Raw genomic sequence first — 13637 nt, forward strand, 5'->3', positions numbered from 1 at the left:
CCAAGCTCTCGGCTTCGCTCGAGCAGGGGAGACCCCATCCAAGCTCTCGGCTTCGCTCGAGCAGGGGGCGCCCCCATCGCGTTGCCGCCCTCCTCCGCCGGACAGGCCCTAGGCGAGCGCGTCATGAGCCGGGCAGCTGGGGCCTGTCGGCCGACAGGCCTCAGAACAGCCGCAGCTTGTCGTCCTCGATGCCGCGCAGCGCGTTGTAGTCCAGGATGGCGCAGCCGATGCCGCGGTCCGTGGCGAGGACGCGGGCCTGCGGCTTGATCTCCTGGGCGGCGAAGATGCCCTTGACGGGCGCCAGGTGCGGGTCGCGGTTCAACAGCTCCAGATAACGGGTCAGTTGCTCGACGCCGTCGATCTCGCCGCGCCGCTTGATCTCCACGGCGACCGTCTGGCCGTCGGCGTCCCGGCAGAGGATGTCGACCGGACCGATCGCCGTCATGTACTCGCGGCGGATGAGCGAATATCCCTCACCGAGTGTCTCGATCCGGTCGGCGAGAAGCTCCTGGAGGTGTGCTTCCACGCCGTCCTTGATGAGGCCGGGGTCCACGCCCAGTTCGTGCGAGGAGTCGTGCAGGACCTCCTCCATCGTGATGATGAGCTTCTCGCCCGCCTTGTTCACGACGGTCCACACACCGGCGTCGTCCCCTGATCCCTCCTTCAGCGTGCAGGGAGGGGACATCCAGTTGAGGGGTTTGTAGGCCCTGTCGTCCGCGTGGATGGAGACGCTGCCGTCCGCCTTCACAAGGATCAGGCGGGGCGCCGACGGGAGATGGGCGGTGAGCCGGCCCGCGTAGTCCACGGAGCATCGGGCAATGACGAGACGCATGGGGCGCAACGCTACTCGACCGGGGGCGGTGTACGCGATTCGCCCACCCGGGGCCCCGCGATGCCCGGGGCGCCGCACGACTTGTCCGCCGATGGACACGTTCGATCCTGGCCGGTTATGCGCCCAATCTCCTGGTGCGGGCACCGCCCGTTGCCTACCGTAGAAGCAGGAGGTCGTCATCCGTGCACGCTGCGTATGCGGACCCCTGCCCTGTCCGTATGCCCTCGCTTCGCGGGGGTCCGAGAGGAGTACCCATGTCGCTCGACGTCTCACCGGCACTGTTGGAACAGGCCGAGCGAGGCGAGGTGGACGAAGCAGCATTCGTCGACTGCGTCCGGACCTCCCTGCCTTACGCATGGGAGATGATCAGCTCCTTGGTGGCCCAGCTGAAGGTCGACGGCGGAGAGTTCGCCGACAACCAGACGCCGCCGCCGGACGAGCAGGCACGTGGACAGCTGCTGCGCGCGCTCGCGAGTGACGCGATTCGCGGCGCTCTGCAACGGCACTTCGGAGTGCGCCTGGCCTTCCAGAACTGCCACCGTGTGGCGGTCTTCCCGCTGGATTCCTCGGTGGACGACAGGCTTGCCCGCTTCACCTCGATCCGAGGTCAGCTGCTCAACCAGTCTCCCGAACTCCGGGACTGCTGACGCTTGTTGCTGCCGCTCCGTACGCGGGAGGTGTGACAGTCCGGAGCGGCAGCTCCCGTCTCGGCCCGGCCCGAGCACCCGCTCTCAGCCCAGCTGGGGCAGTACCTCCGCCCCGAGCCTGCGCACGTTTTCCTCCGTGGCCGCGAGGTCGCCCGAGCCCTCGACGAGCAGCGCGAAACGCGTGATGCCCGTGCGCTCCGAGGTGGCGGCGAGGCGGTCCGCGCACACCTGCGGGGTGCCGACGGGGTGCAGCTTGCAGAGCAGTTCGGTGTACGCCTGGGGGTCCCGCATGGCGCGGGTGCGGCCGTCGACGGTCACATGGGCCTCCAGGCCCTCCTTGAGCCAGCCCGGCATCGCTTTCTGTAACGTCTCGCCCGCCTCGACGCTCCGGTCCGCGATCTGCACGACCCCGGCCGAGACGTGCGACGCCGCGGCGATTTCCTCCGGCGTATGCCCGGCGGCACGTGCGTGGCGGTCCCAGGAGGCGACCATTTCGGCCTTCTCGTCGTCGCCGACATGCATGCCGAGCAGCATGGGCAGGCCGCGCTGCGCGGCGAGCCGCACGCTCGACGGCGAGGTGCAGGCGAGGATCACTTCGGGGCCGCTGCCGCCTTGGTCCGGCGACGCGTCCCGCGGGTGCGTCCACGCGTCCCGCGGGCCCGCCAGTGCTTCCTGCGGGCGAGGTACGACGGCGACCTCGCGGAAGGGGAAGCGTCCGCCCGAACTCTCCACCCGGGGCTCGGTCAGCCACCTGAGCAACAGGTCGAGGGAGTCGGGGAAGCCCTTCTCGTACGCCTCCAGGCCCGCTCCGAAGACCTCCAGGTCCACCCAGGGGCCGCCCCGGCCGACGCCCAGCGAGAACCGGCCGCCGGAGGTGATGTGGAGCAGGGCCGCCTGCTCGCCGAGCGCGACCGGGTGCACGGTCGGCAGGACGCTCACGGCGGTGCCGATCCGGATCCGCCGGGTCCGGCCGAGGAGCAGGGCAGCGAGGGTCACCGCCGAGGGGCAGGTGCCGTAGGGCACGAAGTGGTGCTCGGCGAGCCAGACCGAGTCCAGGCCCGCCTCCTCGGCCACCTCGGCGGACCGCACCGCCCGGTGCAGCGCTTCCCCTTCGCCTTGTCCCGGGAACTGGGCGGCCAGAACAAAACTACCTACACGCATCGAACTCCTGCCTCCTTGGCGCCGACGCAGGCACTCCCCCCACGGGCAATAACGCGTGACACGTGCCAAAGGCACGGCCTGGCATGAAGATTGTTGGATTGTCCGCGCAGCACGGGCGGACCGGTGGGGGCCCGGCGCGGCGGGTACCCATCGGCCCGGCGCGTAGGCTGGTCGCACCCCTGATCGCCGTACAGCCGTGAGGTGTTCTGTGTCCCCGCGTCGCAACCGCCCCAAGGGCGCCGGAGAGTCGAGGGCGTCCGCGGGCGCGGAGCCGCCGGGGCGCTACGGCGGATTCCAGAGCGTCGAGACCTGGCAGGACGAGCAGTGGAGCGTACGCCATGTCGCGGGCGCGAGCTCGGTGGGCAAGCGCTACCGCTGCCCCGGCTGCGACCAGGAGATCCCCTCGGCGCTCGCGCACGTGGTGGCCTGGCCGGAGCACTCGGGTGTGGACGAGCGCAGGCACTGGCACAAGGCGTGCTGGAACGCGAAGGACCGCCGCACCACGCGGGTGCAGCGGTCCCGTAACGCGCCGAGGTACTAGCCGTCGGTACGGCTCACCTCGTCAGCTTCGTCATACGTCCTACACGTCGCGCTTCTCCAGGAGCGCGAAGGCGCCGCCGAGCGCGAGCAACGTCACGACGATGAGCACGACCAGCTGGGACGTGCCGCCCGGACTGTCCATGCCCTCCGCGCCGAAGATCTTCGCGAGCGAGTTGATGGCGTTGTAGTCCGACATCTTCTCGCCGAGCGACTGCGTGCTCTTCCAGATCATCAGGAACGCGGGCAGGATCGCCGGCACAAGGACCACTCCGAGCATCGCGGTGATGGCGCCCGCGGAGTGCCGCAGCATGGAGCCCACGGCCAGCGCGAGCACACCGAGCAGCGAGACGTACAGGCCGCCCTTGAGGACCGTGCCCGCCCAGGGGACGTCGTCGGCGCCGGTGCCGCTGTGCATCGAGGAGGTCGTGAGACCCACCAGGAAGATGGAGCCCGCGGAGACGACGAAGGCCGTGACGAAGAAGACCACGACCTTCGCGGTCAGCACGCGGTAGCGCTGCGGGGAGGCCGTGAACGTCGTACGGATCATGCCCGTGCCGTACTCCGACGAGGTCACGAGGACGCCGAGCGTGATCAGGCAGATCTGGCCCAGTATCAGGCCGAAGAAGGCGGGGATCGTGTACGGCACGTCCGCGTAGTCCTCGGGCTGGGTGTTCGCGGCGGCGAGCAGGCCGATGCCGACGACCAGGGCGATGAAGATGCCGAGCGTCCACATCGTCGAGCGGACCGACTTGATCTTCGTCCACTCGGAGGCGAGGGCGTTGCCGAGGTGGGTCTTCCTGACCGGGATCGGCGAGGTGTAGGCGTTGGCCATCGCCTGCTGCCAGGCGGAGGGCGGCGCCGGGGCGGCGGGCGGGGGAGCCATTGGGGCGCCCTGGGCGATCGGGGCACCCGGCGCGGGAGCACCGGCCTGGGCGTACGCCTGCTGGGGCTGCGGGGCCTGCTGCGCCTGCGGCTGCTGCTGCGGAGTCTCAGGCGTGGTCATCGGGCGGCGTCCTTGTGGTCGGTGTGGTCGGTGTTGCCGGTGGCGCCCTTGGTCAGGTCGGGCGCGGGAGCGGGTGCGGGGGAGGCGGGCGGCTGCGGCGCGGTGGCGTACGGGTTCGGCGTCCCGGGCGCGGCCTGCGGCTGCTGCTGCGGCATCGCGAAGGGCTGACCGCCCTGCTGGGGCGGCGGCGGGGCGTACCAGCCGGGCTGGCCCTGGCCGGGCACCGGCGGCTGACCCTGCGGCAGCGCGCCGGGAGGTATGGCGCCGGGCTGCATCGGCTGCTCGAAGCCCGCGCGCTGGTCGATCGTGGAGCGGTAGTCGACGGCGCCCTGCGTCATCCGCATGTACGCCTCCTCCAGCGAGGCCTGGTGCGGGGACAGCTCCCACAGGCGGACGTCGGCGCCGTGCGCGAGGTCGCTGATGCGGGGGAGCGGCAGCCCGGTCACGCGCAGCGCGCCGTCCTGCTCGGGCAGGACCTGGCCGCCGGCCTCGCTCAGCGCGGCCGACAGCTTCTCGCGCTGCTGGGGGTCGGTGTCCGGCGTACGCACCCGCGCGAAGTCCGCGGAGTTGTGCGAGATGAAGTCCTTGACGCTCATGTCGGCGAGCAGCTGGCCGCGGCCGATCACGATCAGGTGTTCGGCGGTGAGCGCCATCTCACTCATCAGGTGGGACGACACGAAGACCGTGCGCCCCTCGGCCGCGAGCGACTTCATCAGGTTGCGGACCCAGAGGATGCCCTCGGGGTCGAGGCCGTTGACCGGCTCGTCGAAGAGGAGCACCTGCGGGTCACCGAGGAGCGCCGCCGCGATGCCGAGGCGCTGGCCCATGCCGAGCGAGAAGCCCTTGGAGCGCTTCTTCGCCACGTCCTGGAGGCCGACGACGCCGAGCACCTCGTCGACCCGGCTGGCCGGGATGCCGGAGAGCTGGGCGAGGCAGAGCAGGTGGTTGCGGGCGTGCCGACCACCGTGCACGGCCTTGGCATCGAGCAGCGCGCCGACCTGGCGGGGGGCGTTGGGGAGCTTGCGGTACGGGTAACCGCCGATCGTCACCTGCCCCGTGGTGGGTGTGTCGAGCCCGAGGATCATGCGCATCGTCGTCGACTTGCCGGAGCCGTTGGGCCCGAGGAAGCCGGTGACGGTACCGGGCCGCACCTGGAAGGAAAGGTTGTACACGGCTGTCTTGGCGCCGTAGCGCTTCGTCAGGCCGACTGCCTCGATCATTCTCCGCACCCATCGAATGGTTCAGGACGTCGGGGCACACGCCCCCGTAAGGGTTAGGAGGATAACGGGGGGCTGACGGTTCCAGCCAAGAGCGGGTAAAAGAGCGTAGAGCCCCTAAAGGTCCGTCCACGGCAGCACCCAGCCCTCCTCGGCGAAGAGGCGAGTGCCCCGCGCACGCAGCCCGGGGTCGCCGGCGGCCCGCCGCACCCAGGTCGCCGCGTCGGGCCCGAGCAGCTCGCGCAGCCGCGGCGAGGCGTCGAGCAGCGCGTCGAGCAGTGCGGCCTGGTCGCCGCCGCCGGGCCGCGGCAGCCGGGTCGCGGGGTCGGCGAGGACCCCGCGCACACTGACGTACAAGGACGCCTCACCGAGCGGCTCCCCGGACGGCAGGGTCATCCCGTACGCCTCGCCCGGCAGCAGGGCCCGCCGGTAGTTGGGCAGCTCGGTGCCGTCGACCGCGGCGAGCTGCGCCGCGTCCAGCCACGAGACGACCAGCGTGGCCTCGGCCGCCGGGGCGGGGTAGGGGGCCGCCGCCACGTATCCGGCGCGGCCGATGTGCGCCGAGCAGCCGATGCCGATGCCACGCACCCGTACGGGCACCATGGGCACGGCCGCGGGAATGCCGTGCCGGGCCAGCTTGTGGGCGATCTGCCCGGGGGAGGCGTTCGAGCCGACGGCGATGACGGGGGTGCGGCGGCGCAGCGGCGACTGCCCGAGCAGGGCCAGGGCCTCGTCGAGCGAGGTGCCTGGGTCGGCGGTCCACCGACCGAGCCCGCCGGGCGTCGCCCGCAGCGGCAGCAGTTCGGCACCGGTCAGCAGGGAGGGCACGGTGACCGGCAGCCCGGGATAGCTGAGGGGCTGGAGAGCGGGCACACCGTCGAGTCCGAGCGCGGCGAGCCCGCGGTCCTGCGTCGTCACACGCCCCCCCGCAACCCTGCGCCCGTCAGAACGCCCCGGTCACGCGTCCCGCGTCCTCACGCGTCCCTCTTCTTCAGCAGTACGTACCCACCGAGCAGCGCCACGACCACCCACGCCACCATGATCGCGAGCCCGCCCCACGGCCCGTACGGGGTGTCGTCGTCGAACGGCGTCTTGACCTGCATGATCTTGCTGCCGGCCTGATCGGGCAGGAAGCGGCCGATCTTCTTGGTGGCCGACACATTGCCGAGGATGCTGGAGATCAGGAAGAAGAACGGCATCAGGATGCCCAGCGACAGCATCGGGCTGCGCAGCATCGCCGCCACGCCCATCGAGAACATCGCGATGAGCGTCATGTACAGCCCGCCGCCGATGACGGCCCGCAGTACCCCGGGGTCACCGATCGCGGCCCGGTAGGGGCCGAGCATGGCCTGCCCCACGAAGAACGCGATGAAGCTGGTGGCCAGGCCCACGACGAAGGCGAGCAGCGTGGCCACCAGCACCTTGCCGAACAGGAACGCGCCGCGCTGCGGGACCGCCGCGAGCGAGGTGCGGATCATCCCGGTGCTGTACTCGTTCGAGACCACGAGCACCCCGAAGACGATCATCGCGAGCTGGCCGAGGGACATCCCCGCGAAGCTGATGAAGGTCGCGTCGAAGGTCAGCTTGTCCCTGGCGTCCAGGCTGTCGTAGTCGTTCTTGGACAGGATGCTGATCAACGCCCCGAGCGCGACCGTGACGACGACGGCGAGGCCGAGCGTCCACACGGTCGAGGAGACCGACCTGATCTTGGTCCACTCCGATTTCAGTACCTGTGTGGCGGCCATCGCTCAGGCTCCCTTCCGTCGCCGCTGCCAGCCCTCGCCCCACCCGGGGGACTGCTCCGGCGGACTGACGCCCGCGTGGCCCGAGTGCGCGTGGTCCGAGTGCGCGTGGTACTCGACCGACTCCGCGGTGAGCCGCATGAACGCCTCTTCCAGGGAGGCCTGCTGAGGGCTCAGCTCATGGAGTACGAGCCGGTGGCCCGCGGCGAGTTCGCCGAGCCGCTCCGAGGCCGTGCCGTCCACTTCGAGCGCGCCGTCGCCCGCCTCGACCGCGGGGATGCCCGCCTGGTGCAGCACGTCGAGGAGCCGCTCGCGCTCCGGGGAGCGCAGCCGGACGTACGACCGTGAGTTCTGCCGGATGAAGTCGGTCATCGAGGTGTCGGCGAGGAGGCGGCCCTGGCCGATGACGACGAGGTGGTCGGCGGTGAGGGCCATCTCGCTCATCAGATGCGAGGAGACGAAGACCGTACGCCCTTGCGAGGCAAGGGACTTCATGAGGTTCCGGATCCAGTGGATGCCCTCGGGGTCGAGGCCGTTGACCGGCTCGTCGAACATCAGGATCTCGGGGTCGCCGAGCAGCGCGCCCGCGATGCCGAGGCGCTGCCCCATGCCGAGCGAGAAGCCCTTGGCCTTCTTCTTGGCGACGGCGGTCAGCCCGACGGTGTCGAGGACCTCCCGGACGCGCCCGCGCGGGATGCCGTTGCTCTGCGCCAGACAGAGCAGGTGGTTGAAGGCGCTGCGCCCGCCGTGCATGGCCTTGGCGTCGAGCAGGGCGCCGATGTACTTGAGGGGGTCCTTCAGCTGGGAGTAGTGCTTGCCGTCGATGCGGACGTCGCCGGCCGACGGGTTGTCGAGCCCGAGCATCATGCGCATGGTGGTGGACTTCCCCGCGCCGTTCGGCCCGAGGAAGCCGGTGACGATGCCGGGGTGGACGGTGAAGGTCAGGTTGTTGACGGCCACCTTCTCGCCGTACCGCTTGGTCAGCCCCGAGAGCTCGATCATGCGGCAACGCTAGAACGGGCCGTGGCCCTCTGCCACCGGAGTGGCAGAGGGCCACGAAGGGGCGCGGGGAACCGCGCGACCAGCCACAGCCGGTCCGCAGGTCCCGTACTCGCTAGCGGGTCTGCTGCGCCGGGACACCCCGGGAGACCGGCTCGTCGTCGGCGGGCGTACCCGCGGCGGCCACGGCCGCGCCGGTGAGCGTCGCCAGCATCTCGCGCACATTGGTGAGCTGTGCGTTGATGGAGTCGCGCCGGTTGGTGAGCGCCGCCAGCTCCCGCTCGGACTCTGAGCGGATCCGGTCGGCCTTGGCGTTGGCGTCGGCCACGATGTCCTCGGCCTGCCGCTGAGCGGTCTCGACGGTCTGACGCGCGCGACGCTCCGCGTCCGTGCGCAGCTTCTCCGCCTCCAGACGCAGCTGCTCCGCGCGGTGCTCGATCTCCGCGAGGCGCTTCTCCGCCTTGGCCTGACGGGACGCCAGGTCGCGCTCGGACTGCTCACGCCGCTTGGCGAGATTCGTCTCGAAGTCGGCGGCGGCCTGCGCGGCCTTGGCGCGGGTCTCCTCGAAGAGGGCGTCCGCCTCCTCACGCTTGGACTGCGCGTCCTTCTGGGCCTCGGCCCGCAGCGCGTTCGCCTCGCCCTTGGCCTTCTCGACGATCCGGACGCCCTCGTCCTCGGCCTTCGCCTTGCGCTCGGACGCGAACGACTCCGCGTCGTTGCGCACCTGCTGGGCGGCGGACTCGGCCAGCTCGCGGTGCTGTTCGGCCGCGCGACGGGCCTCCTCGCGCAGGTCCTTCGCCTCCTCCTCGGCGAGGCGGAGGATCTTCTCGACGCGGGCACCGAGACCGGCGTACGACGGCTCGGCGTCGGCGACCTGGGCCTGGGCGTTCTGCGTCTCGAGATGCAGCTCCTCGATGCGCTTTTCCAGAGCAGTGATACGGGCCAGAGCACTGTCACGGTCGGAGACGAGCTTGGAGATACGTTCGTCCACCTGAGCGCGGTCGTACCCACGCCGCACAAGCTCGAAGCCGTAGGGGGAAGTGTCGCTCATGGGGTTCCTGTCGAATGAGACCGGTGAGGTGATAGAGGGAATCCTAGGGGTCCAGGCGGCGTGTCATCGAGCAGATGCCCGTTTGATCTGGAGAATGACACCCCTTTTGAGTGGCAGGACGTCAGAGTGCTTGCCAGCGACAGGGCCGAAGGTCCTCCTCAGAGCACGGTAGGTCCTCTTTGGCTAGCCCTCCGACGTCTTGCCACCCGAACGAGGCGATCCGGCCACGGCCCCCGCCTTGACGCCACCCGCTCCGGAACCGCTGTTGGACGGAGCCTTCGCACCGCCCGTCGGGGCCTCGAAAGACTCCAACGCCTCCAGCACGTCCTGGACACGGGAGATCTCCGTGTTGATGTCCTCGCGGCGCCGCACCAGAACCTCCAGCTCGCGCTTGCCCTCCTCGACCGTGCGCGTCGCCTCGGCCTCCGCCTCGGCCTTGATCCGCTCGGCCTCACCGACCAGCGTGGCCTTCTTGGTCTCGGCCTCCTTCAGCAGGGCCTCGGCCTTCTTCACGGCGGCGATACGGACCTTGCCCGCCTCGGAGTTGGCGTCCGAGACCAGCTCCTTCGCCTTCGCCTGAGCCTCGGCCAGCTGCTCCTCGGCGGCCTTCACCAGCGCGTCACAGCGCTCGCCCGCCGACTTCATCGCCTCCGCGGACTCCCGGCGCGCCCGCTCGTGCAGCTCCTCGATCTCGGTGGTCAGCCGGTCACGCTGCTCCTCCGAGCGCTCCCTTATGGCCGTCGCGTCGCGCCGGGCGCCGACCAGCAGCTCGTCCGCGTCCGTACGGGCCTTCTCCACCAGGGAGTTGCCCTCTATCGTCGCCTCGGCGACCAGCCGCTCGGCCTCCTTGCGGGCCGCGCCGACCATCGTGTCGGCCTGCGCCTCGGCGTCCGTGGTCGCCTTCAGGGCCTTCTCCTGGGCGTCCGACGTCAGCTTCTCGGCCTCGGCCGCGGCTTCCGTGATGAGCGTGTCGACCTGCTCGGCGGCCTCCTGGCGGCGCTTGTTGGCGGCCTGACGGGCCTCGTCCAGGGTGCGCTCGGCCTCCTCGCGCGCCTCGGACGTGAGCCGCTCCGCCTCCCGCGCCGCGTCCGCCTTGACCCGCTCGGCGTCGCCGCGGAGCCGCTCGGCGTGCTGCTGGGCGGAGTTGACCGCCTCGGCGGCCTCGGCCCGCAGCCGCTCCGCGTCGCCGGAGGCGTCCGAGATGAGCTTCTCGGCCTTGGCCACGGACTCCGCGCGGACCCGCTCGGCCTCCGCCATCGTCTCCGCCTTGAGGCGCTCGGCCTCGGCGGTGGACTCGGCGCGCAGCCGCTCGGCCGCCGCGGCGGACTCGGTCGTGAGGCGCTCCGCCTCCGCCGTCGACTCGGCCTTGAGCCGCTCGGCCTCCGCGATCGTCTCGTTCTGCAACAGCTCGGCCTCGCTGCGGGCCTCGCCGATCAGCGTGTCGGCCTGCGCCGCCGCGTCACTGCGGATGCGGTTGGCGTCCTCACGGGCGTCGGCCCGCGTGCGGGCGGCGTCCTGCTCGGCCTGCGCGATGGTGTCGGAGGCCTCCGTGCGCACCCGCTGGGCGTGCTCCGAGGCGTCCGAACGCATCCGCTCGGCCTCCGCGATCGCGTCCGCGACCGTACGCTCCGCGAGGGCCTTGGCGGCCTCCGAGGCCTCCGTCGCCTCGCGCCGGGTGCGATGGGCGTCCTCGGTGGCGCGCTCCCGCTCGGCGTGGGCGTCGGCGCGGACGCGGTCGGCCTCCTCCTGAGCCTCCGTCCTCGTACGCTCCGCGGCGTGCTCGGCGGCCGAGCGCAGGCCCGCGACCTCCTCCTGAGCCGCCTCGTGCAGGCCGGCGACGGAGTCCCGTACGGACTGGGCGGTCTGTTCGGCGGCCGAGACCATCTCGGTCGCGCGGCGGTCGGCCTCCTCGACGAGGCGGACGGCCTCGGCCTGCGCCTCCTCGACGCGCTTGCGGGCGGAGGCGAGAAGCTCCTCGCTCTGCTCGCGGGCCCGCTCGCGCTCCTGATCGGCCTCCGCGCGCGCCGAACCCAGGGTCTCCTCGGCCTCGCGGCGGCGCCGCGCCGCCTCCTCCTGGGCGGCGGCCAGCTCCTCGGCGGCCTCCGTGCCGACCCGCTCGGCGGCGGCCGCGGCCTCCGCGCGCACCCGGTCGGCGGACTCCTGCGCCTCGGTCTTGAGCCGCTCGGCCTCGGCCGCGGCCTCCGAGCGCAGGCGTACGGCGAGGGCCTCGCCCTCCGCGCGGGCCTGCGAGGCGTCGGCGGCAGCCTCGTCGCGCAGCCGCTCGGCCTCCGTCTCGGCCTGCGACTGGAGCGCGCGGATCCGCTCGGCGGACTCCGCGCGCAGCCGGTCGGTGTCCTCCGTGGCCTCCTTGCGCAGGCGCGCGGCTTCCGAGCGGGCGTCGCTCAGCGCCTGCTCGGCGGCGGCCAGGCGCTCCTCGGCCTCCGTGTGCAGCCGCGCCAGCTCCTCGGCGGCCTCGGCCTGCCGTGCCGCTATGGCCCGCTCGGTCTCCTCGCGCAGCGCCCGCGCGGCCTCCTCGGCCTCCGCCCTGGTGGCCTCGGCCTGCTCGGCGGCCTCCTCGCGGTGCCGCTCGGCCTCGGCGCGGGTGCGCTCCAGGGTCTCCTCGGCCTGCGTACGCAGTGCCGTGGCGCGCTCCGCGGCCTCGGTGCGCAGCCGCTCGCTCTCGGCGGTCGCGGCCGTGCGCAGCTCCTCGGCGTCGGCCTTGGCCTTGGCGAGCAGCTCCTCGGCGGACTTGGCCGCCTCCTCGATCTCCTTGACGGCCTCGCGCCGCGCCTCGCCCCGGATGCGCTCGCCCTCGGAGACCGCCTCGGCCCGCAGCTGCTCGGCCTCGCCGCGCAGCCTGCGCGCCTCCTCCTGTAGCTCGACGGTCTTGGCGCGGTACTCCTTGGTGTCGTCCTTCGCCGCGCCCTTCAGCTCCTCGGCGATGTCGTGCGCCTCGGCGCGCAGCCGGTCCGCCTCGGCCTCGGCCTCGGAGCGGATCCGCTCGGCCTCGTCGGTGGCGGCCTTCGTGGTCTCCTTGGCGTTCTTCGAGGCCTTGTCCAGGACCTCCTCGGCCGTCCGCGCGGCCTTCGCGAGCTGGCCCGCGGTCTCCTCGGCGGTGATCGTGCGCGCCTTCTCGGCGGCGTCCGCGATCAGCTTCTCGGCCTGCGCGCGGGCGTCGGCGATCAGCTGCTCGGCCTCGGACTTGGCCGACTCGGCCTCCTTGGTGGCCTCGCTGACGAGCCGGGCGACCTGCTCCTTGGCGGTGCGCGTGCGCTGCTCGCCCGCGCTCTCGGCGGCCGCGAGCTGCTTGCCCGCGGTCTCCTTGGCCTCGGTGAGCACCTTCTCGGCCTCGGCGCGGGCCTCGCGCAGCGCCGCGTCGGCCTCGGCCATGCGCTGCTCGGCGGCGCGGGCGGCCTCCGCGGCCTGGCGGCGGGCCTGCTCGGACTCGGTCGCCGTGGTGGAGCGCAGCTGCTCGGCGTGGTCGGTGGCCTCCTGGGCCTGCGTGGAGGCGGCGTTCAGCAGGCGCTCGGCGTCCGTGCGGGCGCGGCGCAGGATGGCCTCGGCCTCGGCGCGGGCGGCCTCGGCGTCGCTCGCCAGGCGGCGGCGGGCCTGCTCGGCGACGCGCTCGGCCTCGGCGCGGGCGGCGGCCAGGGCCTGGTCGGCCTCGGCGCGCGACTCGTCCAGGAGGCGGCGGGCCTGCTGCTCGGTGCGGGCCCGCAGCTGCTCGGCCCACGCCACGTTCTCGTTGACGTGCGACTCGACGGTCTGGCGGCGCTCGGCCAGCTCCTGGTCGAGCTGCTGGCGGCGCGCGACGGCCTCGGCGTGCAGCTCGGACTGGAGCCTGGCCTGCTGCTCGGCGTGCTCCTGGAGGATGCGCTGGGTCTGCGCCCGGGCGTCGCGCAGCTCGCGCTCGGCGTCCGCGCGCAGCTGCTCGGCCTGGATCTGCGCGTTACGCAGCAGTTGTTCGGCCTGGTAACCGATGTCCGCGCTGTCGTAGGCAGGGCGGTTCGCGAGGTTGCGGCGCGCCTCGTGCAGCTTGGCGCGCAACACCTCGACCTGGTAGCCGAGGTCCTCGGCGTGCTGGACGGCCTTCTCCCGCTCGGTCTTCAGCCGGTCCATCTCGGCCTCGAACCGCGAAAGACTGTCGGTCTCAGCCCGCGAGTTCTCCTGGCGTTCGTAGCCCCGCACTGCGCGGTCCCATCCTTCCCCGAGCTCTCGGCTGCGCTCGAGCAGGGGAGGCCCCACTCCTGGTCGCAAGTCTCTCCATCGAGCCTCGTCCATCTGCCGGACGAGGCCCCCGGGGGAATGGTGTCAGATCAACGGCGGAGCATGCGTTGCTGCCCCGACGCTCGTCCCCCGAAACCCGGACCCCGGTACGCGGCTGCCCGGCTTTCGGGCAGCCTGCCGCCCCGATTTCGGACGGCCAGTCACTAACCCTACCGGCC

The 13637-nt window shown here is 72.1% G+C and carries 11 protein-coding genes; 2 read left to right on the plus strand and 9 right to left on the minus strand.

The genetic code is table 11. The features are described from left to right. Window positions 1–160: 160 nt before the first annotated feature. Window positions 161–832 (minus strand): endonuclease NucS, encoded by a 672-nt coding sequence (gene nucS / locus IG54_RS0126245; protein ID WP_030789353.1) that lies wholly within the window; start codon window positions 830–832, stop codon window positions 161–163. A 254-nt stretch (window positions 833–1086) separates the two neighbouring features. Here nucS and IG54_RS0126250 point away from each other — a divergent pair, with 254 nt between their 5' ends. After that, window positions 1087–1479: an SCO5389 family protein gene (locus IG54_RS0126250; RefSeq protein WP_030789356.1), complete on the plus strand. Its 393-nt coding sequence runs from the start codon at window positions 1087–1089 to the stop codon at window positions 1477–1479. 84 nt (window positions 1480–1563) lie between these two features. Here IG54_RS0126250 and IG54_RS0126255 read toward each other — a convergent pair whose 3' ends face one another. Further along, on the minus strand, window positions 1564–2640 hold the full coding sequence (locus IG54_RS0126255; RefSeq protein WP_030789360.1) for an LLM class flavin-dependent oxidoreductase: 1077 nt from the start codon (window positions 2638–2640) through the stop codon (window positions 1564–1566). A gap of 208 nt (window positions 2641–2848) precedes the next feature. On the opposite strand from IG54_RS0126255, the gene IG54_RS0126260 reads away from it, so the two are divergent. Beyond that, window positions 2849–3181: a hypothetical protein gene (locus IG54_RS0126260; RefSeq protein ID WP_030789363.1), complete on the plus strand. Its 333-nt coding sequence runs from the start codon at window positions 2849–2851 to the stop codon at window positions 3179–3181. Window positions 3182–3220: 39 nt separating this feature from the next. On the opposite strand, the gene IG54_RS0126265 is transcribed toward IG54_RS0126260, so the two are convergent. From IG54_RS0126265 to scy, 7 genes are all read right to left on the minus strand, one after another. Further along, entirely contained in the window at window positions 3221–4063 is an 843-nt protein-coding gene (locus IG54_RS0126265; protein ID WP_030789365.1) for an ABC transporter permease, read from the minus strand. Between the two features lie 116 nt (window positions 4064–4179). Continuing rightward, window positions 4180–5403 carry an ABC transporter ATP-binding protein gene (locus tag IG54_RS0126270; protein ID WP_030789369.1) on the minus strand — a complete coding sequence of 408 codons (1224 nt, stop codon included), beginning with the start codon at window positions 5401–5403 and terminating at the stop codon, window positions 4180–4182. 114 nt (window positions 5404–5517) lie between these two features. Next, entirely contained in the window at window positions 5518–6318 is an 801-nt protein-coding gene (locus IG54_RS0126275; RefSeq protein ID WP_030789372.1) for a hypothetical protein, read from the minus strand. A gap of 56 nt (window positions 6319–6374) precedes the next feature. After that, window positions 6375–7145 carry an ABC transporter permease subunit gene (locus tag IG54_RS0126280; RefSeq protein WP_030789375.1) on the minus strand — a complete coding sequence of 257 codons (771 nt, stop codon included), beginning with the start codon at window positions 7143–7145 and terminating at the stop codon, window positions 6375–6377. 3 nt (window positions 7146–7148) lie between these two features. Beyond that, entirely contained in the window at window positions 7149–8144 is a 996-nt protein-coding gene (locus IG54_RS0126285; RefSeq protein ID WP_030789379.1) for an ABC transporter ATP-binding protein, read from the minus strand. A gap of 112 nt (window positions 8145–8256) precedes the next feature. Beyond that, window positions 8257–9192: a cellulose-binding protein gene (locus IG54_RS0126290; protein ID WP_030789382.1), complete on the minus strand. Its 936-nt coding sequence runs from the start codon at window positions 9190–9192 to the stop codon at window positions 8257–8259. Between the two features lie 183 nt (window positions 9193–9375). Next, window positions 9376–13380, minus strand: a complete 4005-nt coding sequence (gene scy / locus IG54_RS0126295; protein WP_030789385.1) for a polarized growth protein Scy — start codon at window positions 13378–13380, stop codon at window positions 9376–9378. Window positions 13381–13637 lie beyond the last annotated feature (257 nt).

Source organism: Streptomyces sp. NRRL S-920 (assembly GCF_000717945.1).
GTDB classification, from domain to species: Bacteria; Actinomycetota; Actinomycetes; order Streptomycetales; family Streptomycetaceae; genus Streptomyces; species Streptomyces alboniger.